The sequence below is a fragment of the Ruminococcus hominis genome, from assembly GCF_014287355.1.
Taxonomy (GTDB): domain Bacteria; phylum Bacillota; class Clostridia; order Lachnospirales; family Lachnospiraceae; genus Schaedlerella; species Schaedlerella hominis.
This window is the reverse complement of record NZ_JACOPE010000001.1, coordinates 2543627-2564606: the sequence shown is the minus strand read 5'-3', so window position 1 is coordinate 2564606 and position 20980 is coordinate 2543627. Positions and strand designations below refer to the sequence as shown.

At 39.1% G+C, this 20980-nt stretch carries 22 protein-coding genes; 21 read left to right on the top strand and 1 reads right to left on the bottom strand.

All coding sequences use genetic code 11. From position 1 onward, the window contains the following. Nucleotides 1–22: 22 nt before the first annotated feature. The 15 genes from H8S40_RS11395 (at nt 23) to H8S40_RS11325 (ending at nt 11598) form a co-directional block, all read left to right on the top strand. Nucleotides 23–817, top strand: a complete 795-nt coding sequence (locus H8S40_RS11395; protein WP_117990401.1) for a glycyl-radical enzyme activating protein — start codon at nt 23–25, stop codon at nt 815–817. Between the two features lie 292 nt (nt 818–1109). Beyond that, the gene (locus tag H8S40_RS11390; RefSeq protein ID WP_186865260.1) at nt 1110–1913 is read left to right on the top strand and encodes a class II aldolase/adducin family protein; all 804 of its coding nucleotides are present in this window, start codon (nt 1110–1112) and stop codon (nt 1911–1913) included. A gap of 26 nt (nt 1914–1939) precedes the next feature. Then, the gene (locus tag H8S40_RS11385; protein ID WP_118737173.1) at nt 1940–2461 is read left to right on the top strand and encodes a GlcG/HbpS family heme-binding protein; all 522 of its coding nucleotides are present in this window, start codon (nt 1940–1942) and stop codon (nt 2459–2461) included. Beyond that, complete coding sequence (locus tag H8S40_RS11380; RefSeq protein WP_117990398.1) at nt 2452–3840, top strand: aldehyde dehydrogenase family protein; 1389 nt, start codon at nt 2452–2454, stop codon at nt 3838–3840. Before H8S40_RS11385 ends, H8S40_RS11380 begins: the two co-directional genes overlap by 10 nt. A 19-nt stretch (nt 3841–3859) precedes the next feature. Continuing rightward, nucleotides 3860–5077 (top strand): zinc-binding dehydrogenase, encoded by a 1218-nt coding sequence (locus tag H8S40_RS11375; RefSeq protein WP_186865259.1) that lies wholly within the window; start codon nt 3860–3862, stop codon nt 5075–5077. A gap of 26 nt (nt 5078–5103) precedes the next feature. Continuing rightward, entirely contained in the window at nt 5104–5415 is a 312-nt protein-coding gene (locus H8S40_RS11370; RefSeq protein WP_022075381.1) for a BMC domain-containing protein, read from the top strand. A gap of 44 nt (nt 5416–5459) precedes the next feature. After that, nucleotides 5460–5735: a BMC domain-containing protein gene (locus H8S40_RS11365; RefSeq protein ID WP_009003872.1), complete on the top strand. Its 276-nt coding sequence runs from the start codon at nt 5460–5462 to the stop codon at nt 5733–5735. Nucleotides 5736–5812: 77 nt separating this feature from the next. Continuing rightward, nucleotides 5813–6097 carry a BMC domain-containing protein gene (locus tag H8S40_RS11360; RefSeq protein WP_022075382.1) on the top strand — a complete coding sequence of 95 codons (285 nt, stop codon included), beginning with the start codon at nt 5813–5815 and terminating at the stop codon, nt 6095–6097. Nucleotides 6098–6327: 230 nt separating this feature from the next. Beyond that, nucleotides 6328–6606: a BMC domain-containing protein gene (locus tag H8S40_RS11355; RefSeq protein WP_118724244.1), complete on the top strand. Its 279-nt coding sequence runs from the start codon at nt 6328–6330 to the stop codon at nt 6604–6606. Nucleotides 6607–6722: 116 nt separating this feature from the next. Further along, on the top strand, nt 6723–7370 hold the full coding sequence (gene pduL, locus H8S40_RS11350; RefSeq protein ID WP_022075384.1) for a phosphate propanoyltransferase: 648 nt from the start codon (nt 6723–6725) through the stop codon (nt 7368–7370). 30 nt (nt 7371–7400) lie between these two features. Beyond that, complete coding sequence (locus tag H8S40_RS11345; protein ID WP_022075385.1) at nt 7401–7673, top strand: EutN/CcmL family microcompartment protein; 273 nt, start codon at nt 7401–7403, stop codon at nt 7671–7673. Nucleotides 7674–7678: 5 nt separating this feature from the next. Next, nucleotides 7679–9025: a 4Fe-4S dicluster domain-containing protein gene (locus tag H8S40_RS11340; RefSeq protein WP_366482490.1), complete on the top strand. Its 1347-nt coding sequence runs from the start codon at nt 7679–7681 to the stop codon at nt 9023–9025. Beyond that, nucleotides 9022–9570 carry a BMC domain-containing protein gene (locus H8S40_RS11335; protein WP_117990394.1) on the top strand — a complete coding sequence of 183 codons (549 nt, stop codon included), beginning with the start codon at nt 9022–9024 and terminating at the stop codon, nt 9568–9570. The genes H8S40_RS11340 and H8S40_RS11335 overlap by 4 nt, the downstream gene beginning before the upstream one ends. 105 nt (nt 9571–9675) lie before the next feature. Continuing rightward, nucleotides 9676–10440, top strand: coding sequence for a DeoR/GlpR family DNA-binding transcription regulator (locus H8S40_RS11330; protein WP_117990393.1), 765 nt, complete (start codon nt 9676–9678; stop codon nt 10438–10440). 12 nt (nt 10441–10452) lie between these two features. After that, nucleotides 10453–11598: a 1-propanol dehydrogenase PduQ gene (locus tag H8S40_RS11325; RefSeq protein ID WP_186865258.1), complete on the top strand. Its 1146-nt coding sequence runs from the start codon at nt 10453–10455 to the stop codon at nt 11596–11598. A gap of 252 nt (nt 11599–11850) precedes the next feature. Here H8S40_RS11325 and nagA read toward each other — a convergent pair whose 3' ends face one another. Beyond that, nucleotides 11851–12990, bottom strand: coding sequence for an N-acetylglucosamine-6-phosphate deacetylase (gene nagA, locus H8S40_RS11320; protein WP_118724205.1), 1140 nt, complete (start codon nt 12988–12990; stop codon nt 11851–11853). 326 nt (nt 12991–13316) lie between these two features. On the opposite strand from nagA, the gene licT reads away from it, so the two are divergent. The 6 genes from licT (at nt 13317) to H8S40_RS11290 (ending at nt 20862) form a co-directional block, all read left to right on the top strand. Next, nucleotides 13317–14162, top strand: coding sequence for a BglG family transcription antiterminator LicT (licT, locus tag H8S40_RS11315; RefSeq protein ID WP_207723263.1), 846 nt, complete (start codon nt 13317–13319; stop codon nt 14160–14162). A 13-nt stretch (nt 14163–14175) separates the two neighbouring features. Next, complete coding sequence (locus tag H8S40_RS11310) at nt 14176–14664, top strand: PTS sugar transporter subunit IIA (protein WP_117990390.1); 489 nt, start codon at nt 14176–14178, stop codon at nt 14662–14664. Nucleotides 14665–14793: 129 nt separating this feature from the next. Continuing rightward, on the top strand, nt 14794–16266 hold the full coding sequence (locus tag H8S40_RS11305; RefSeq protein WP_186865257.1) for a PTS transporter subunit EIIC: 1473 nt from the start codon (nt 14794–14796) through the stop codon (nt 16264–16266). Between the two features lie 189 nt (nt 16267–16455). Next, nucleotides 16456–18066: a response regulator gene (locus H8S40_RS11300; protein ID WP_186865256.1), complete on the top strand. Its 1611-nt coding sequence runs from the start codon at nt 16456–16458 to the stop codon at nt 18064–18066. Beyond that, the gene (locus H8S40_RS11295) at nt 18063–19874 is read left to right on the top strand and encodes a cache domain-containing sensor histidine kinase (RefSeq protein ID WP_118688749.1); all 1812 of its coding nucleotides are present in this window, start codon (nt 18063–18065) and stop codon (nt 19872–19874) included. The genes H8S40_RS11300 and H8S40_RS11295 overlap by 4 nt, the downstream gene beginning before the upstream one ends. Then, a complete protein-coding gene (locus tag H8S40_RS11290; protein WP_186865255.1) occupies nt 19867–20862 on the top strand; it encodes a substrate-binding domain-containing protein in 996 nt (331 codons plus the stop codon). Before H8S40_RS11295 ends, H8S40_RS11290 begins: the two co-directional genes overlap by 8 nt. Nucleotides 20863–20980 lie beyond the last annotated feature (118 nt).

Here is a 20980-nt window from a genome sequence, read left to right as displayed (position 1 = left end):
ATACAAGAAAGGAACAGACAACATGGAAGCATACTGGAATACGAAAGGTCGTATTTTCGATATTCAGCGATACTCTATTCATGATGGAAATGGAATTCGGACAATTGTGTTTTTGAAAGGCTGTGTACTTCGTTGCCGATGGTGCTGTAATCCGGAATCTCAGGAATATGATATCCAGACGATGATGGTGCAGGGAAAGCCGAAAGTGATCGGGCGTGATGTGACTGTTGCAGAGGTGATGAAGACGGTGGAGAAGGATCGTCAGTATTACTGGAGAACGGGTGGAGGTTTGACTCTGTCAGGAGGAGAAAGCCTTTGCCAGCCGGAATTTGCAACAGCGTTGCTTCAGGCTGCACAAGAAAGCGGAATTAGTACAGCAATGGAGAGTATGGGATGTGCAAAATGGGAGACAATTGAAAAACTGCTTCCATATTTAGATCAGTATCTGCTTGATATTAAACATATGAATCCAAGAAAGCATAAAGAGTTTACTGGACGTTCCAATGAACTGATGATAGAAAATGCGATGAAGATTGCAAAGTCTGGCATGACAGAACTTAGCATAAGAGTTCCGGTTATACCGGGGTTCAATGATACAGAAGAGGAGATCCGTCAGATTGCAGCTTATACAGCGACACTTCCTAATGTGAAACGTATGCATTTGTTGCCATATCATAGATTAGGACAGGATAAATACACCGGATTGAATCGAGAGTATTTGATGGGGGATGTAAAACCTCCGACAAATGAACATATGGAAAAGCTATTGAAAGTAGCTGAGGTGACATCGGGAATCGAGTGTCAGATCGGCGGATGATAGCTGGTCACACGAAGTGTGAATAGTGACGATATATGTTGTATAAGAAGACGGGCGCATATCCTGAAACTTCACAAAATATATCAAAAAATAAAACAATATGTGAATAACTTGAAAAACATTTCCGATACAACAGGAACAGATAAGAGTAAACTGAAAAACAGTAAAAACAAAGGGTGAAAACCAACAAAAACAACACAAGATCTAGTTGACTGTTGTGGGGTTGTGTGGTAGAATCAAGTTAGAAATAACAAAAAACAAATTTTTTGTAAAATCCAAGGAGGAAACAAGAATGGTTAACGAGTATGAAATCAAAAAAGAGATGTGTGAGATCGGTAGACGCGTTTATAATCGTGGAATGGTTGCAGCAAATGATGGTAACTTTTCAGTAAAATTGAACGACAACGAATTCCTTTGCACACCAACAGGAGTAAGTAAAGGATTTATGACGCCAGAGTATATCTGTAAAGTAGATGCTAATGGTAATGTAATCCAGGCTAACCCAGGATTCAAACCATCATCAGAGATCAAAATGCATATGCGTGTTTACAAAGAGAGATCAGATGTTAATTCTGTAGTACATGCTCATCCACTTTATGCAACAACATTTGCAATTGCAGGTATTCCTTTGACACAGCCAATCATGCCAGAGGCAGTTATCGCTCTTGGATGTGTTCCAGTTGCTAAATATGGTACACCTTCTACAATGGAGATTCCAGATGCAGTTTCTGAATATCTTCAGTATTTCGATGCAGTTCTTCTTGAGAACCACGGAGCATTAACATATTCTGATTCTTTATTAAATGCATACCACAAGATGGAGTCAGTAGAGTTCTACGCTCGTCTGTTATGGCAGACAATGCAGATCGGTGGACCACAGGAACTGAACAAAGAGCAGGTTGAAAAACTTTATGAAATCAGAAGACAGATGGGACTTCCAGGAAAACATCCTGCAAACCTTTGCCCAAATGCAAAAGCTGGTAAACCAAACTGCCACTCATGTGGAGGAAACTGTGGATCACATGAAGCAGCAACAGTAGATGCAGACCTGATTGCTTCTATCACAAAGAAAGTTATGGATCAGTTAGGAAAATAATTTATATATAAGAAATGAGGACTGGTATGAACGAACAGGATATTTCCAATGCAGTGAAGGCTGTGCTGGAAGGGATGAATGCGAACGGTTCTCACCATGCACAAGGACATGTCTGTAAATGTAAAAAGAACAAGATGACATTGGATAAAGCTAATAGTCTGATCGATAAAGTGAAGGCAAAGGCAGAGACAATGGGATTGAATGTAGTAATTGCGGTTGCGGATGCTGCTGGGAGACCGGTGGCAGTCCAGAGCATGGATGGTGCTTATATAGCAAGTTTCGACATTGCGTTGAACAAATCATTTACTTCGGCAAGCTTAAAAATGTCTACCGCAAAGCTGGCTGAACTAAGCCAGCCGGGTAAAGAGTTATATGGTATTCAGTTCACTAATGAAGGTAAGATCGTAATCTTCGGCGGTGGAGAGGTGCTGGAAGCAGATGGCAAAATAATCGGAGCTTTAGGTGTAAGCGGTGGCAGTGCCAAAGAAGACACAGAGCTTGCTGCTTATGGAAAAGAAGCTTTTAAGGAGGTATTAGCGTGTCTGTAAATGAACAGATGATTCAGGACATCGTTAAAGAAGTTGTTGCAAAGATGCAGATTTCTGCCGATGTGACTGGTAATCATGGAGTATTCAAAGACATGAACGAAGCAATTGAAGCTGCGAAGAAATCACAGAAAATCGTTGCTAAGATGTCTATGGATCAGAGAGAAAAAATCATTTCTAACATTAGAACAAAAATTAAAGAAAATGCTGAAACTTTTGCACATATGGGTGTGCAGGAAACAGGCATGGGAAATGTTGGACATAAAATTTTAAAACATCAGCTCGTTGCTGAAAAAACACCTGGAACAGAAGATATTACAACAACTGCATGGTCAGGTGATAGAGGACTTACATTGATCGAGATGGGACCATTTGGAGTTATTGGAGCAATTACTCCTTGTACAAACCCAAGTGAGACAGTTCTGTGTAATACAATCGGAATGCTGGCAGGAGGTAATACAGTTGTATTCAACCCACATCCAGCGGCAATTAAGACTTCTATTTATGCAGTAAATATGTTAAATGAAGCATCCATCGAAGCAGGCGGTCCGGATAATATCGCAGTTACTGTTGAAAAACCTACGATGGAAACAAGTGCTGTCATGATGAAACATAAAGATATTCCTTTGATTGCAGCTACAGGAGGTCCTGGTGTAGTAACAGCAGTGCTTTCTTCTGGTAAGAGAGGAATCGGAGCCGGAGCAGGTAACCCACCGGCACTGGTAGATGAGACAGCAGACATCCGTAAAGCAGCAGAAGATATTGTTAACGGATGTACATTTGATAACAACCTCCCATGTATCGCAGAAAAAGAAATCGTTGCAGTAGATTCTATTGCAGATGAATTGATGCACTACATGGTAAGTGAACAGGGATGTTATCTTGCATCAAAAGAAGAGCAGGATGCACTGACAGAAGTAGTTCTCAAAGGTGGAAAATTAAATCGTAAATGTGTAGGTAGAGATGCTAAAACATTACTTGGTATGATCGGAGTTCAGGTTCCGGACAATATCAGATGTATCACATTTGAAGGACCAAAGGAGCATCCATTGATCGCAGAAGAATTGATGATGCCAATTCTCGGTGTTGTCAGAGCGAAAGATTTTGATGATGCAGTAGAGCAGGCAGTGTGGCTGGAGCATGGCAACAGACATTCTGCACATATCCATTCAAAGAATGTGGATAACATTACAAAATATGCAAAAGCAATTGATACAGCTATTCTTGTAAAGAATGGACCTTCGTATTCAGCACTTGGCTTTGGTGGTGAAGGATTCTGTACTTTCACAATCGCAAGCCGTACAGGAGAAGGACTGACAAGCGCAAGCACATTTACTAAGAGAAGAAGATGTGTTATGACAGACAGCTTGTGTATCAGATAATAATATGGAGGGTAACACAATGGAAATGAATTCTGCAAACGTAGAAGAAGTTGTAAAACAGGTACTTGAAAATATGTTAAAATCACCTGTTGCAGCACCTGCAGCAAGTGCGCCGGCACCAGCAAGCCAGGCAATTCCAAAGACAGCACGCGTAGCTATGCTGACATCTCTGGAGCATTATGATATCAAAGAATTCCCAATCCCAGAAGTTGGTGACGGAGATATTCTTGTTAAAGTAGAAGGTTGTGGAGTCTGCGGAACAGACGCACACGAATTCAAGAGAGATCCATTTGGATTGATCCCAGTTGCTCTTGGACATGAGGGTACAGGAGAAATCGTAAAAATGGGTAAAAATGTCAAAGTTGACAGTGCAGGAAAACCACTGAAAGTCGGAGACAAAGTTGTAACATGTATGATTTTTAAAGATGATCCGGAGATCGAGATGTTCGATTTGAACAAGAAGAATATCGGTGGAGCTGATGTATACGGATTACTTCCAGATGATGATATCCATTTGAATGGATGGTTCTCAGATTACATCTTAGTCAGAGAAGGATCTTCAGTCTTTAATGTAAGTGATCTTGATCTGGATTCTCGAATCCTCATCGAGCCATGTGCAGTATTGGTTCATGCAGTAGAAAGAGCTAAAACAACTGGAATCTTAAGATTCAATAGTCGTGTTGTTGTTCAGGGATGTGGACCAATCGGCTTGATTTGTATCGCTGTTTTGCGTACAATGGGTATTGAGAATATTGTGGCAGTTGACGGTAACGAACAGAGACTTGCATTCGCGAAAGAAATGGGAGCAGAAAAGTCAGTTAACTTCATGAATCATAAAGGTATTGATGCACTTGCAGACGCTGTAAAAGAAGCATTTGGCGGACATGCAGCAGACTTTGCATTCCAGTGTACAGGATCTCCTGTAGCTCATGCTAACATTTACAAATTCATCCGCAATGGCGGAGGACTTTGTGAACTTGGATTCTTCATCAATGGCGGAGATGCAACAATTAATCCACACTTTGATCTTTGTTCAAAAGAGATCACATTGGTAGGATCTTGGGTATACACACTGAGAGATTATGCAACAACATTTGATTTCTTGAAGAGAGCAAAAGGAATCGGACTTCCAATGGAAAAACTTATCACACACAAATTCCCATTGGAAGAGATCAACGAAGCTCATATTACAAACTTAGAGCAGAAGGGTCTTAAAATTGCGATTGTGAATAAATAATAACTGCCCCTTGAAGGAGAAATGATATGGGAGAAGCAGTAGGCATGTTAGAAGTCTTCGGGCTGGCAACTGCATTTGCAGCAGCAGATGCGGGATGTAAAGCAGGTAATGTAAGACTGGAGACTTTTGATAAGAATAAACCGGCAAATGCAGACGAATTACCGGTACCATTGATCGTAATGGTTAAGTTTCGTGGAAGTGTATCAGATGTAAAGGCAGCGTTGGAGGCAGCAACAAAAAGAGCAAATGAACTTGCGGGAATTGTCGCTGAATATGAAATCGCAAGACCTACAGAGGATACAGAGAAGATGCTGAAAATTAGTGGTTTAGATAAATAAACATCAAACATAGTATTTATATAAGATTTTAGGAGGAAATAATAATGGCACAGTTAGCATTAGGAATGGTAGAAACAAGAGGACTTACAGCAGCAATCGAAGCAGCGGATGCAATGACTAAAGCAGCAGAGGTAACATTGGTAGGAACAGAGAAAATCGGATCTGGTCTTGTAACAGTTATGGTACGTGGAGACGTTGGAGCAGTTAAAGCAGCAGTTGAAACAGGTGCAGACGCAGCTGGAAGACTTGGAGAATTAGTAGCAACACACGTAATCCCAAGACCACACAACGACGTTGAGAAAATCCTTCCTACTGTATAATTAACTAATATAATGATAAATATCCGCAGTTTGGGTTAGAACAGACTGCGGATGTAGAGAAGTAAAGGAGTAGTCTCATGGGACAGGCATATGGATTTTTTGAAATCCCAAGTGTAACAGCAGCAGTAGTCGCAATTGATATTATGTGCAAAACAGCTGAAGTAGAGCTGGTTACATGGGAAAAAAAGTTAGGTGGAAGACTTGTAACGGTTATCATCCGCGGAGATGTATCATCGGTAACACAGGCCATTGAAGCAGCTACGGCCAATGGAATCAAAGACCCGGTTGCTCATGTTGTAATCCCAAGTCCCCATGAAGAGATTCTGAAACTGATTGAGAACAGTGCGAATCGAGTTTGTTAAGGAGGGCAGTTACGATGGCAGAGGAAAAGAAGCCGACAGGTCAAGAGAAGAAAGAAGCGTCTTCTAAAGCAGCTGGTACGGCTAAGAAGAGTACAACAAAAGCTGCATCCACAAAGAAAACAACAAAAACGGCAACTGCAAAAGCACCGGCTAAGACAGTGCAACGTGTAAGAAAAACAACACAAAAAGCAGAGCAGATAACAGAAACAATTCATAAGGAGGAAAAAAGAATGGCACAGGAAGCATTAGGAATGGTTGAAACAAGAGGTCTTGTAGCATCAATCGAAGCAGCAGATGCAATGTTAAAAGCTGCTAACGTAGTATTAGTAGGAACAGAGAAAATTGGATCTGGTCTTGTAACAGTTATGGTACGTGGAGACGTAGGAGCTGTTAAATCAGCAGTTGAAACAGGTGCAGACGCAGCTGGAAGACTTGGAGAATTAGTGGCAACACACGTAATCCCAAGACCACACAATGATGTAGAAAAAATTCTTCCACATATCGACTAATAAATGCGATCAGGGTGACAGATAGCCTTACAGGATAAAAACTGTAAGGCTGTCATGTCATAAAATGATATGATTTTCCAAATGTGGAGAATCCGCATAATACAAGGAGACGTATTATGGATAATCAAAGTATAGAATTAATCACAAGAATGGTGCTGGAGTCAATTCAGAAACAGGAAGCTTCTTCTGAAAATGGTTATGTGGTTCCGGTTGGTGTGTCTGCAAGACATATCCATCTGACACAGGAGCATGTAGAGGCTTTGTTTGGAGAAGGATACCAGCTTACAAAGAAAAAAGGGCTTATGGGCGGACAATTTGCATCAAATGAGACAGTCACAATTGTTGGTCTGAAGCTTAGAGCAATCGAGAATGTTAGAATCCTGGGACCGGTCAGAAGTAAATCACAGGTAGAGATTTCTGCTACAGATGCACTTCGTCTCGGAGTAAAAGCTCCAATAAGAGAGTCCGGTAATATTGCAGGATCCGCTGCAATTGCGGTAGTTGGACCAAAAGGTGCGATTTACCTGAATGAAGGATGTATTGTAGCCAAAAGACATATTCATATGGCACCACAAGATGCAATGGCAGCAGGTGTACATGATGGAGATATCGTTTCGGTTAAAGCAGATAATGAACGCGGAACAACATTTAACAATGTACAGATTCGTGTAGATGACAGCTTTACACTTGAGATGCATATCGATACAGATGAAGCGAATGCAGCGAAGATTGCGACAGGAGATACAGTAAGAATTATCAAATAGATTTCTTACAGGTTGCAAGAGGAGAAGATTATGCTGATAGGAAAAGTGAAAGGCAGTGTTGTATCAACACGGAAATGCGAAAGATTAGTTGGAAATAAATTCATGATTGTAGAAGTGTTGAAGCAGCATGTACAGACCGGAGGAGCTGATCAGATCATTGCGATCGACAAGATTGGTGCCGGGATTGGAGACTATGTATTGGTGGCACAGGGAAGTGCAGCCAGAGTAGGAACTGATATGGAGGACGCACCTATCGATGCTGCAATCGTTGGAATTATTGATGACGGAACAGGACTGGAGTAGTGAAAATGATGGATATGAAAGAATTAAGCAACATATTGCAACAAAATGGTATTGTTGGTGCAGGTGGTGCCGGATTCCCTACATACGCAAAGTTAAATGAAAATGCTGAGACATTGATTCTTAACTGTGCAGAGTGTGAACCACTACTGAGATTACATAGACAATTACTGGAAAAATATGCACAGGAGATTGTTGAGACATTTCATTTGATTGGTCAGGCAGTTGGTGCAAAAGAACTCGTAATTGGTATCAAAAAAGCTTATACAAAGACTATCGATGCACTGAATGGTGTAATCGGAGCATACCCGGAAGTAAGACTGGGACTGCTGGATGAAGTGTATCCAGCCGGTGATGAAGTTGTTTTGATCTATGAAGTTACAAAGAAAGTGGTACGTCCGGGAGGACTTCCGATTGAACAGGGAGTTGCCGTATTTAATGTAGAGACCGTATACAATGCATATAGAGCAATTAATCAAAGTACTCCGGTTGTAGATAAACTGGTATCTGTTGTTGCCGAGGTAGATCACCCGGTAACAGTCAGAGTTCCGATTGGAACTACAATCGAAGAAACAGTAAAACTTGCAGGGGGAATTACAACAAAGAATCCAGTATACTTTATTGGAGGACCAATGATGGGATTCATTGGAAGCGGTTCACTTCCTGTAACAAAAACAACAAATGCAGTACTGGTTCTTCCAGAAGAGCATTTGATCATTCAGAAAAAGAGAAAGAAAACGAGTATCGATCTGAAACGTGCAGCAGCTTGTTGCTGTCAGTGTTCAATGTGTACAGATCTTTGTCCAAGAAACAGACTGGGACATCCAATCCAGCCACATTTATTTATGCGTGCTGCTACATGTAAAGATGTTCAGGAACCGAATATTTTTGTAAATACAATGTTCTGTTCTTCTTGTGGTCTTTGCGAGATGTATTCTTGCATGCAGGGATTATCACCAAGAACATTGATGGCAGAATATAAGGCTGGCTTAAGAGCAAATGGACTCAGACCGCCACAGGTAGAAGCAAAACCGGTTGGACCGGAACGTGAATACCGTAAAGTTCCTATGGAACGTCTGATGGCGAGACTGGATCTGACAAAATACAATAAAGAGGCTCCGCTTGATGAGTCTGTAGTGCCTGTTTCAAAAGTTAAAATTATGCTGAGCCAGCATATTGGTGCTCCGGCAGCAGCAATTGTAAAACAGGGCGACAAAGTAACAAAAGGACAGATGATTGCAGAACCAGCTAAGGGATTGAGCGTTGGAATCCACGCATCTATAGATGGAGTTGTCAGTGAAGTTACTGACAAGTATGTAATTATAGAAACTCAGGAAGGACGTGCAGGTAAATGAGTAAGGCAATTGGAATGGTAGAATATAAGACTGTTGCTTCAGGTGTTGTGGCAGCAGATGCTATGGTAAAGACCTCAGAAGTCGATATCATTGAAGCACAGACCGTATGTCCGGGAAAATATATCGTAATCATTTCAGGAGATCTGAGTGCTGTTCGTGCAGCAGTTGATAATGCAAAGAATCTGCACGGAAGATACTTGATCAACAGTTTTGTGCTCGGTAACCCACACGAATCCATTTTTCCGGCAATCTATGGTGCCACAGCAATTGAGGATGTATCCGCACTTGGTATTGTAGAAACATATGATGCTACATCGATTATTGTAGCAGCAGATGAAGCTGCAAAAACAGCAATTGTTGATTTGGTTGAGCTTAGAATCGCAAGAGGTATGTGTGGTAAGTCATACATGATGCTCACAGGCGAGGTGGCAGCTGTAGAAGCAGCGATCGAACGTGCTAAAAGCGTAGTAGCAGAGGATGGAATGTTCCTTGATTCTTCTGTTATTGCACATCCAGATGCACAGATTCGCAATGCGATTCTGTAGTTGAATAAATAGAGATCCAGTGGCTGTTTGGTGCTGCGATACACAGTTTGTTGTGTAAGTGCCAAACAGTTACATAACTCAAAAAAATGACCGGGAGGCAAAGGGATGCTTGCAATAGAGAGAAGAAATGCTATTTTAGAAAAACTGCAGGCTGAACGTCGGGTAGTCGTAAGTGAGTTGAGTCAGATTTATAAGGTATCGGAGGAAACGATTCGAAGAGATCTGGAAAAGCTTGAGAACGATGGATTCGCGATAAAAAGTTATGGCGGAGCAGTAATTAATGAAAATGCAAATGTAGATTTGCCATTTAATATCCGTAAAAAGAGGAATGTGATCAGCAAACAGAAAATTGCGGAAGTGATCAGTTCCAGAATTAAAGATGGCACCAGTATTATGCTTGATGCGAGTTCAACAGCTGTATATATTGCAAAAGCATTGAAAGAGAGAAAGAATCTGACATTGATAACAAATTCAATCGAGATTTTGATAGAAATGTTCGATACACCTAATGTTAATGTATTGTCAACAGGTGGAGCAATGAGAGAAGGATCATTTGCACTGGTAGGTCCGCAGACTGATAAGATGTTAAATTCTTATCATGTGGATATGGCAATTGTTTCAGCAAAAGGATTTGATCTCGAGACAGGGCTGACAGATACAGAGGAACTTCATGCAAACAATAAGAAAACGATGCTACACGCAGGAAGAGAAAAAGTTCTTGCTGTAGATAGTTCAAAGTTTGGAAAGACAGCATTTACAGAGATTGGTACATTAGAAGATATTAGTATGGTAGTTACAGATGCGAAACCAGACGAAGTTTGGCTTCAGGCATTTAAAGAGTATGGAATTGAATGTATTTATCCCGAATAGAGGAAGAATAGTATGAGAAGCTTTGAAATAAAGACAAAAGTATTTTTTGGAGATCAGGCTTTAGATAGATTGGCAGAGATCCCGTACAACAAAGTGTTGATTATCACAGATCCATTTATGGCACAGAGCAGTATGTTCAATTTGGTAACAGATCCGCTTAAACGTGCAAATAAAGAATTTGAGATTTTTAAAGATGTTGTTCCAGATCCTCCGATTGAGAAGATTTCAGAAGGTGTTAAAAAGATGCTGGAATACAAACCGGATGTACTTGTTGCAGTCGGTGGAGGTTCAGCAATTGACTCATCAAAATCTATCCGCGAGTTTGCATTGCGAGTAGAACCATATGCTGAAGTTGGATTGATCGCAATACCAACAACGAGTGGAACAGGTTCTGAGGTTACATCTTTTGCCGTAGTTTCTGATCCAAAAGAAAAAATGAAATATCCGCTTGTATCTGAACACTTAACACCGGATGAAGCAATTCTGGATGCAGAATTAGTAAAGAGTGTGCCACCGGCAATTACAGCAGATACAGGTATGGATGTATTTACACATGCATTAGAGGCATGCGTAAGTACAAATAGAAGTGATTTTACGAACGCTTTGGCTGAGAAGGCAATTGAAATTTGTGGCGTATTTTTATTGAGAGCTTATCTTGATGGAAATGATACACATGCACGTCAGAAGATGCATTCTGCATCTTGTCTGGCAGGACTTGCTTTTAACACAGCTTCGCTTGGATTAAATCATGGTATGGCACATCAGTTAGGAGCAACATTCCATATTCCACATGGACGTGCGAATGCAATGCTGCTTCCACATATTATTGAATTTAACAGTGATATTAACAAACACAGCAAGAGCCAGAAAGAATATCTGCCGGCTGTAAAACGTTATGCTACAGTTGCTCAGATTTTGGGACTTAGCAGTTATAACAAAATTATGACTGTTCGTTCACTTGTAAACTGGGTACAGTTTATGTTGAAAGAAATGGATATTCCGCTGTCAATTTCACAGATGGGAACAATTTCAAAAGAAGAATATTTTAACGCAATTGATCGTATGGCAGATGCAGCACTTGCAGATGCATGTACAGCTACAAATCCACGTGTTCCAACTAAGGAAGACGTTGTGAAAATGTATCAGAAATTGTGGTAAGAAATATATTCCAATAAAAATGAGGTGAAACTTACTTGGGTTTCACCTCATTTTTTTATCTCAGTCGAGAAGACTCCCACCTCTTCAGGTGGTGAGTAACAGCAAATTTGTCTCAGTGGGAGTTCAATCTCCGACTGAGATAAACGCTCCGCGAGGATGCGCAGTGATTCTGATAGGAATATGTCAGCTTCGCTGACCAGAATCACGCGCCAAGTCTCGCGACTGTTCGACTTGAATAGAATATATTAATACTTAAAGTTTGGCATTTCCCATGCAATAGGTTTGTAAAACGCTATAGTCTGAATCCAACACAACCAGATCAGCGTCTTTTCCGACTCCGATAGCACCTTTTCGGTCATCAACGCCGAGACAACGCGCTGGATTGATAGTACAAGAGTTGATCGCATAGTTGAATGGAACAAGCGCCTCTTCGACAAGTATGCGAAGTCCCTCGTTTAATCTCAGTGTAGAACCGGCAAGTGTACCACTTTCGGTCAGATGCGCACTTCCATCAGGATAAATCTCAATTTCATTTCCACCGAAAATAAATTTACTTCCTACAGGTGTTCCTTTTGCCATTAATGCGTCGGATATCATGATCGCATAATCAGGTCCTTTAGACATAAAGTAATTATTTAAGGCGGCAGGAGTAGAGTGATTACCATCACAGATAATCTCACCATACATAGTACGAAGACGGTAAGCTGCACCTACAAGACCATTCGCGCGATGAGTGAACGGACTCATGCCGTTGTATACATGTGTCATAGAACGTGCACCATGTGCGTATGCCATGACTGCCTGTTCATAAGTTGCAGCAGAATGCCCGATGCTGACAACTACGCCATGTGAAGCCAGATAACGTGTCAAGGTAAAATCTTCATCAGTTTCGGTAGCCATAGTAACATATTTGATGTGTCCTTTGGCGGCAGCCTGATATCTTTCAAACTGTTCAATTGTTGGTTTTGCGATAAATTGCTCCGGCTGTGCTCCTTTATATTTCATATCAAGATAAGGTCCCTCGAAGTGAATGCCAAGGATTTCAGCACCCTCATATCCTTCCTCCATAACTTTAGCAACATTAGCAACTGCGTTAGTTAAGACTTCTTCACTTTGAGTAATCGTTGTAGCAAGAAATGCAGTTACTCCTTCAGAAACAATATGTTTGCTCCAGTTACGAAGACCTTCTTCGTTTGCATCATTGGTGTCAAATTTGAAAGCACCATGACAATGAATATCGAGGAAACCCGGTACAATGCGCTTGTCCCCGTAGTCAACATCAGGTGTTCTGCTTTCATATGGAAGAACATCGGTGATTTTACCTTCATGGATTTCAATCACTGCTGGTACAAACTGATCCGCAATCCAAACTTTTTTACTTTGAATCAGCATAAAAATACCTCCCTACATTTATTTTTATAAAAAGTATACCTTTTTTGGTGAGATATGTCAAAGTACATTAAAATGTTAATATTGCATGAAAAACATTTTGAAACAAAAAATAATTAATCAGCAGAATTACCAATAAACTAAAAGAAATATAAACATTATTAACAAAAAATAAACGAATGCTTGACGATAAAAAGAGAATTTGTTATAATAACAATATCAATTGAAGTTATGAGGATTGTTACTGTAAGGCAGGCAAAACCAGAATTTATGGCTGAGGGTCTCAGTCTGTAGTTCTGGCTTTTTTTATGTAATAGAAAAGGAATAATATGGGAGAAATTATAATTGATAAAGTGATCAATAATAATATAATTTCTGCGTTTGAGGAGTCGGGGACAGAAGTTGTTGTGATGGGCAGAGGGATTGGTTTTAAGAAGAAACCAGGACAGACTGTACCGAGTGAGCAAGTGGAAAAGATATTCAGAATGAAAAGCAAAACACTTGCTGAACAATTAAAAGAATTGCTCGCCGATATGCCGTTAGAGCGTGTGGAGATTTCAGCAGAGATTATTGCTTATGCAAAAGATCAATTGAAGTTAAAATTAAATCAGAGTATATATGTGACTTTAACTGATCACATTAATTTTGCAATTGAGAGAGTAAGCCAGGGAATCGAACCGGAGAATGCGTTATTGTGGGAGATTAAACGATTTTATTCACATGAGTTTCAACTTGGAACATATGCATTACAGCTGATACATGAAAGACTGGGGATTAAATTACCAGAGGATGAAGCAGGCTTTATAGCACTGCATTTTGTAAATGCTGAGTATGGAACCGATATTCATGATGCATTAAAATTTCCTAATCAGATGAATGATATTGTGAGGATCGTGGAACAAGAGCTGGGGCTGGAATTAGATGAAGGATCATTGCATTACGAACGATTTGTTACACATGTGAAGTTTTTGCTTCAGAGAATTTATCGTAAGGAATTACTTTCCAGTGAAGATAAAGACTTAGCACAGATGATGCAGCGAAAGTATCCCAAAGAGTATAACTGCAGCGAGAAAGTTGCAGCATATATAAAAGAAGCAACAGGATGTACACTTTCAGACGAGGAAGTTATGTATTTATCAGTTCATATTCGCAGAGTTACTGCGGTGGAAAAATAAGGAGGCTAAGAACATGTTTGATTTTTTAAAAAAGAAAAAGCAGTTGGAATTGATTATCGGTTCACCAGTAAAAGGAAAGGCAGTACCGCTTTCAAGTGTGAACGATCCAACATTTAGTGAAGGAATGCTTGGACAGGGAATAGCAATTTGCCCTGAAGACAGTAAGATATACGCTCCGGCAGACGGAACGATCGGAATGGTGTTTAATACGCTCCATGCAGTTAGTTTGACTACAAAAGAAGGTGTTGAGATACTTATCCATATCGGACTTGATACAGTAAAGATGAATGGAGAAGGTTTTAAAGGTTATGTGAAAGCAGGCGATACTGTAAAAAAAGGTGATTTACTTTTGGAAGTCGACTTAGACAAGGTAAAAGCAGCAGGTTATGATACAATCACACCAATGCTGATTTGCAATACAGATGATTATGCCGCAGTAAATGGTCTGGACGGAAAAGATGTACAGGCTGGAGACGATGTAATCATTATCACTGAAAAATAGTAAACGATATTCAAAGAAAGCACAGAATATCAGAAAAAACAACTTAATCAATGTATTTTGCCTGGTAATGTCCGGGTTAAAATAAATAAAGGGATTTACAGACGAGAGTGATTTAGAGGAGGTAAAGGTATGAAGTATTTACAGAAATTAGGAAAAGCTTTAATGCTGCCTGTAGCATGTCTTCCAATTTGTGGTATCCTGATGGGTATTGGATATCTCTTATGTCCAGCTAGTATGCAGGGTGGAGATATCACAGGTTTTGGACCATTAGTAGGTATCTTTTTGGTAAAAGCAGGTGGAGCATTAATTGATAACATGGCACTGTTATTTGTAATTGGTGTTGGTGTTGGTATGTCAGAAGATAATGATGGTACAGGTGGTCTTGCAGCACTTGCATCATGGTTAATGATCACAACATTATTAAGTACAGGTTTTGTAACAACTCTGTTCCCTTCAATTGCAGATAATGTAGACAAAACATTAGCATTCGATAAAATCGCAAACCCATTTATCGGTATCCTTGCAGGTGTTATCGGATCTACATGTTACAACAAATTTAAAAACACAAAATTACCAGATTGGCTTTCATTCTTCAGTGGAAAACGTTGCGTTGCAATCGTAGCTGGTGTGGTTTCAATTGTTGTATCAGTAGTATTATTGTTCGTATGGCCAATTCTCTTTGGACTGTTGATTTCAGTTGGTAAAGGAATTGCAGGTATGGGAGCTATCGGAGCTGGTATCTACGCATTCTTGAACAGATTATTAATCCCAACAGGATTGCACCATGCATTGAACAACGTATTCTGGTTCGACACAATCGGACTTGGAGATTTGACACACTTCTGGGCTGGAGAAACATCAGCAGATGTTAACTGGAGCCTTGGAATGTACATGTCAGGATTCTTCCCATGTATGATGTTTGGTATCCCTGGAGCAGCATTGGCAATGATTCAGTGTGCTAAAGATAACAAGAAAAAAGTTGCAATCGGTCTTGTAGCATCAGCAGCACTTTGTGCATTTGTTTGTGGTGTTACAAAGCCATTCGAGTTTGGATTTATGTTCCTTGCTCCTGGACTTTATGTAGTATATGCATTGTTATATGGTATCTTTACAGTCATTACTACATTACTTGGATTCCGTGCAGGATTCTCATTCTCAGCTGGAGCAACAGACCTTCTGTTCTCAGCATCACTTCCAGCAGCACAGAAAACATGGTTGATCATTCCTCTTGGAATCGCAGCATTTATCGTATTCTACGTTGTATTTAGATTTGCAATTACAAAATTCGATCTGAAAACACCAGGTAGAGAAGACGATGATGACGATACAGATGAAACAAAAGTAACTTTGGCAAACAATGATTATACAGAAGTTGCTAAAATTATCTTAGAAGGTGTTGGCGGAAAAGAAAACGTTACATCTATTGATAACTGTATTACAAGACTTCGTCTGGAAATCAAAGATTATACAGCAGTTGATGAGAAAAAGATTAAATCTGCAGGTGTTGCAGGAGTAATCAGACCTGGAAAGAATGCAGTACAGGTTGTTGTTGGTACAAAGGTTCAGTTTGTAGCAGACGAATTCAAAAAACTGTGTAAATAATTAAAACATAAAAAATCCCTTTTCGAAAAGACCGCTTATGCGGTCTTTTTTGATAATGAAAATTCTGTAAAAAAGCACAATTGCTTAGCATCTGATTGTGGTTTTTTGTTGTAAATTGAGGTATACTAATAACAGATTTTTGAGAGAATATTAATCTCGTAAAGAGTAAATTACACGGAGGAGAAAAATGTGTATAAAGTATTACTGGTAGATGATGAGATACTTGTCAGAGAAGCAATCAGCAAAAAAATAGAATGGAATGAATTGGGGTATGAGCTGGTCGGAGACTGTGAAAATGGAAAAGATGCCATTGAATTTGTGAAAAATCAACCGGTTGATGTTGTGCTGACAGATATTTGTATGCCGTACATAGATGGAATGGGACTGAGCAAATATTTAAGCGAAAATTGTCCTCAGACGGCAATTATTATTTTCAGTGGTTATAGCGATTTTGAATATGCAAAACAGGCAATACAATATAAAGTGTCAGAGTATATATTAAAGCCGGTAACAGCGAAAGAACTGTCAGAGGTTTTGATTCGGATTCGTGAAAAGCTGGATTCCAAAAGAAAAGAAGAGAAAAAAATCGATCAGTTGACGAAAGTGTATCATAGTTATACAAAAAATGAAGCGGTGATTATTTCCAGAATATTGTCTCGTCTTGTAAAAGGAACGCAGGAAGTAAAAAGAAGTCTGGATGAGTTGAAAGAATTTGATATTGAAATCAGTGGAAGTTCATACAGAACAGTTGTGATAGATATCGATGTTTATTCAGGATTATATGAGATAAATCCAGAGCAGAAAAAAGAAAGTGCATTGATGGCATTTGTTGTAGAAAATATAAGCAGTGAGATTATTTCAGAGTATAATGCCGGAATTGCATTTCGTGATGCAGATAATAGAGTGTGTTTATTACTTTGGACAAACCGCCCGCAGGAATTTAGAAAAGAAATTGTTGAAATATGCAAGGATATTCAGAAAAATGTATATTCTGCTATGCAGCTGAGCATTTCCATGGGAATGGGATGCTATGTGGACTCACTTGAGGAGCTTTCCAAATCATACGAGAGTGCAAGCGAAATGCTTCAATATCGATATACCAAAGGTTCTGGAATCATGTTTGACTGTGAAGAGGAAAAACAAAAAGAAAATTCCATGGAATTAGAGATGGATTATCGTGATATTGCTATAGCTATCAGAGGGGGAGATAGAGAAGTCCTGGACGATGCTATGGAACACATGAGAAGCTGGTTGAAAACAGGCTATATTAATAGAAGAAAGTCAATTGCATATCTTCAGCATGTTTTACAGATTGTATACGAGGTGGGGCATGAAACGCAGGAATCATTTGTGTTACCGGATTCTGTTCTTACAAGTATTACAGAGGCAAGAAATCTGGATCAGGCAATGGAGATTACAAAAGAATATGCACTATCCGGATTAAAAGCAGTACAGGAAGCATGCCAGACCAGCGGAGAAAGACAAGCAGCACAGGCAATGGAGTATATAAAAGATAATTACGGAAATCCCGATTTGAGTTTGAACAGTGTATGCGAATATTTAAATATTAGTACAAGCAGATTCAGTACAATCTTTAAAGAAGAGACTGGAAAAACATTTCTGGAAGTATTGACAAGTGTCCGAATGGAAAAAGCAAAACAAATGCTACAAAAGACAACGATGAAAAATTACGAAATTGCAGAAAAAGTTGGTTTTAGTGATCCACACTATTTTGGTATTGCCTTCAAGAAGGCAACAGGGATGTCACCGAAAGAATATGCTAAAGGAAGAAAATCATGAGAAAGCAAAAAGAACATTCCAGAACATTTTTCGGAAGATTCAAAAGTATTCAGAATACGATGCTAGTTTCGTTTTCTGTGTTAATGGTAATCGCGGTAGTTATCTTTTTGGTGATTGCTATGAATTCTACAAAGAAAACAATTTATGAAAATTCGATTGATTATTCTACACAGATCATCAAACAGGTAAATTCAGATATAGACAATTATATCGACTACATGGAGAATACGTCTTCATTGATGGCAAAAAGTACAGACGTAGCAAAATATTTCTTTGATGAACATCAAACAGAAGAAGAGTTTGAGGAAGAGAAAAAACGTATCTTAACACAGTTTGCAACAATCAAGGAAAGTAGAAATGATATTTCGAATGTTGCAGCAGTGGCAGAAAATGGAAAATATCTTGTAAATGATGAAGACGGAAGCCTGACAGACTATATAGATGTGCAGTCATTGGATTGGTATCAGGAGGCAATGCAATCTAAAAGTGGAATTGCTGTGTCATCTTCACATGTGCAGAATGCAATTCCTACAAGTTATAAATGGGTTATCACGCTAAGCCGTGCATTGGTGAATAATCAATCAGGAAAACGAGAAGGCGTTTTCTTCATGGATTTGAACTATAGTGCAATTAGTGATCTGTGTAATAAAAATAATATTGGAGAAAAAGGTTATATTTTTATTTTAGATGAAGATGGAAATATAATCTATCATCCAAAGCAGCAGTTGATGTATGGCGGACTGATGGTAGAGAATATTCGGGAAATCATGGATTGTAAAGCAGATTATCTGGAAATAAAGCGTGATGGAGAAAATAAACTGTATACAATGTCCAAATCAACAAAAACCGGTTGGACGGTTGTTGGGGCAATGGATACAAAGGAATTGTTGAAAAACAGCAAACAGACACAGTTGAATTACATTATGGTCGCTGCAATACTATTGTTGGCAGTTATTGTGATTTCAAGTTTGTTGTCAAAAGAAATCACACGACCAATTTTACTTTTACGTGATTCGATGAGCAAAGTCGAAGAAGGAAAATTTCAACAGGCAAATGTAGAAGTGACAACAATGAATGAAATTGGAAGCTTGACGAAATCATTTAATGTGATGACAAAACGAATCCAGGAGTTGATGGAGCAAAATGTTGCCGCACAGAAAGAAAAACGAAAAAGTGAAATGAAAGCTTTGCAGGCACAGATCAATCCTCATTTCTTATATAATACGTTAGATTCAATCATATGGATGGCGGAAGCCGGACAAAATGATGATGTAGTACTGATGACTTCAGCTCTGGCTAAATTATTACGACAAAGTATCAGTAATGACAAAGAACAAGTAAGAGTAGAAGAGGAAATAAATTATGTGCAAAGTTATCTGACCATTCAGAAAATGCGCTACAAAGATAAACTGGAATATACAATTGATGTGGATCCTGAAATATGTGGTGTGTCCATTATAAAATTTGCAATTCAGCCATTGGTAGAAAATGCGATTTACCATGGATTAAAATATAAAGATACAAAAGGAAAAATCAGCATACACGGATATGTAAGGGGCAAAAAAGGATATATTACAATTACAGATGATGGCGTAGGCATGGACGAAGAAACTTTGAAATATATTTTTGATGAAAAACAGAAAAAAGAGAAAAAGCCAAAATCAAATGGTGTAGGTGTGCCAAATGTACAAAAAAGACTGCAATTATATTATGGACCGGAATATGGGATTTCATATATCAGCAGACAAGGGGAAGGAACAGTGGCGACAGTTACAATTCCGTTAGACGGAGGAGAAAACCATGAGTAGACAGATGAGTAGAAAAGTAGGAACCAGGATAGTGTTGTTTATACTTCTTGCGACTATTCTGGTAACTTTCGGAATCCAGGTGCAGGAAGAGCAGGAAAAGGAAAAGACATATCATTTGATTTTTGTCCCTAAGACGATAGATTCTGCAAATGATTTCTGGACGGCACTTATAAAAGGTGCAGAACTGGGAGCAGAAGAGTTTGGAGCAGAGATTGAAGTTGTGGGTGGCCGTTCAGAAGATGATGTCGAGACACAGATAAAAACAATTGAAGAAAGTATTCAGAAAAATCCGGATGCAATTCTGGTTGCACCGGCGGATTATTCATTGCTGCATGATGTGCTTCAGAAAGTGAAGGATGCTGGAATTACCTTGATCTATATTGATTCTACTACAGAAAATGATATTGCTGACTGCGAAGTCTCTACAGATAATTATAAAGCTGGTAAAGAATTAGGGAAATATGCAAAGACGTTGATTGATGAGGACATAAAAATTGGCATCATGGGGCATGTAAAAGGAACATCTACAGAGATAGAGCGTGAAAATGGAATAAGAGACGGTCTTGAAAATTACAAAGCGAATATTGTAGATATTTTGTATTGCGATTCTTCATATGAAAAAGCATACAGTCAGACCAAAACAATGTTGATGAAAAATCCGGATATTCGGTTGCTTATTGGAACAAATGAATATGCAGCAGTGGGAACTGCAAGAGCAATAAAGGATATGGGGATGGAAAAAAAGATTAAAATGGTTGCCTTTGATAATTCGGTAGAAGAAATTCAACTTTTGGAAGAAGGGGTTTTTGATGGAATTATCATTCAGAAACCATTTAATATGGGGTATATGGGGGTGGAACAGACAATTGCCCTGTTAGAAGGGAAAACAGTAGAAAAAACACTTGATTCCGGCTGTAAACTTATTACCAGAGACAATATGTATGAAGAAGAAAATCAAAGATTGCTTTATCCGTTCTCGGGACAATAAGGTAAATTGTATTCAAAAAAAGGTTAAAAATTTCCAAATAGGAAATTTTTAACCTTTTTTAGTAAGATATTCAATTTCATAATTATTTAATAAAGTTTATACTTAGTACAAGTCTTAA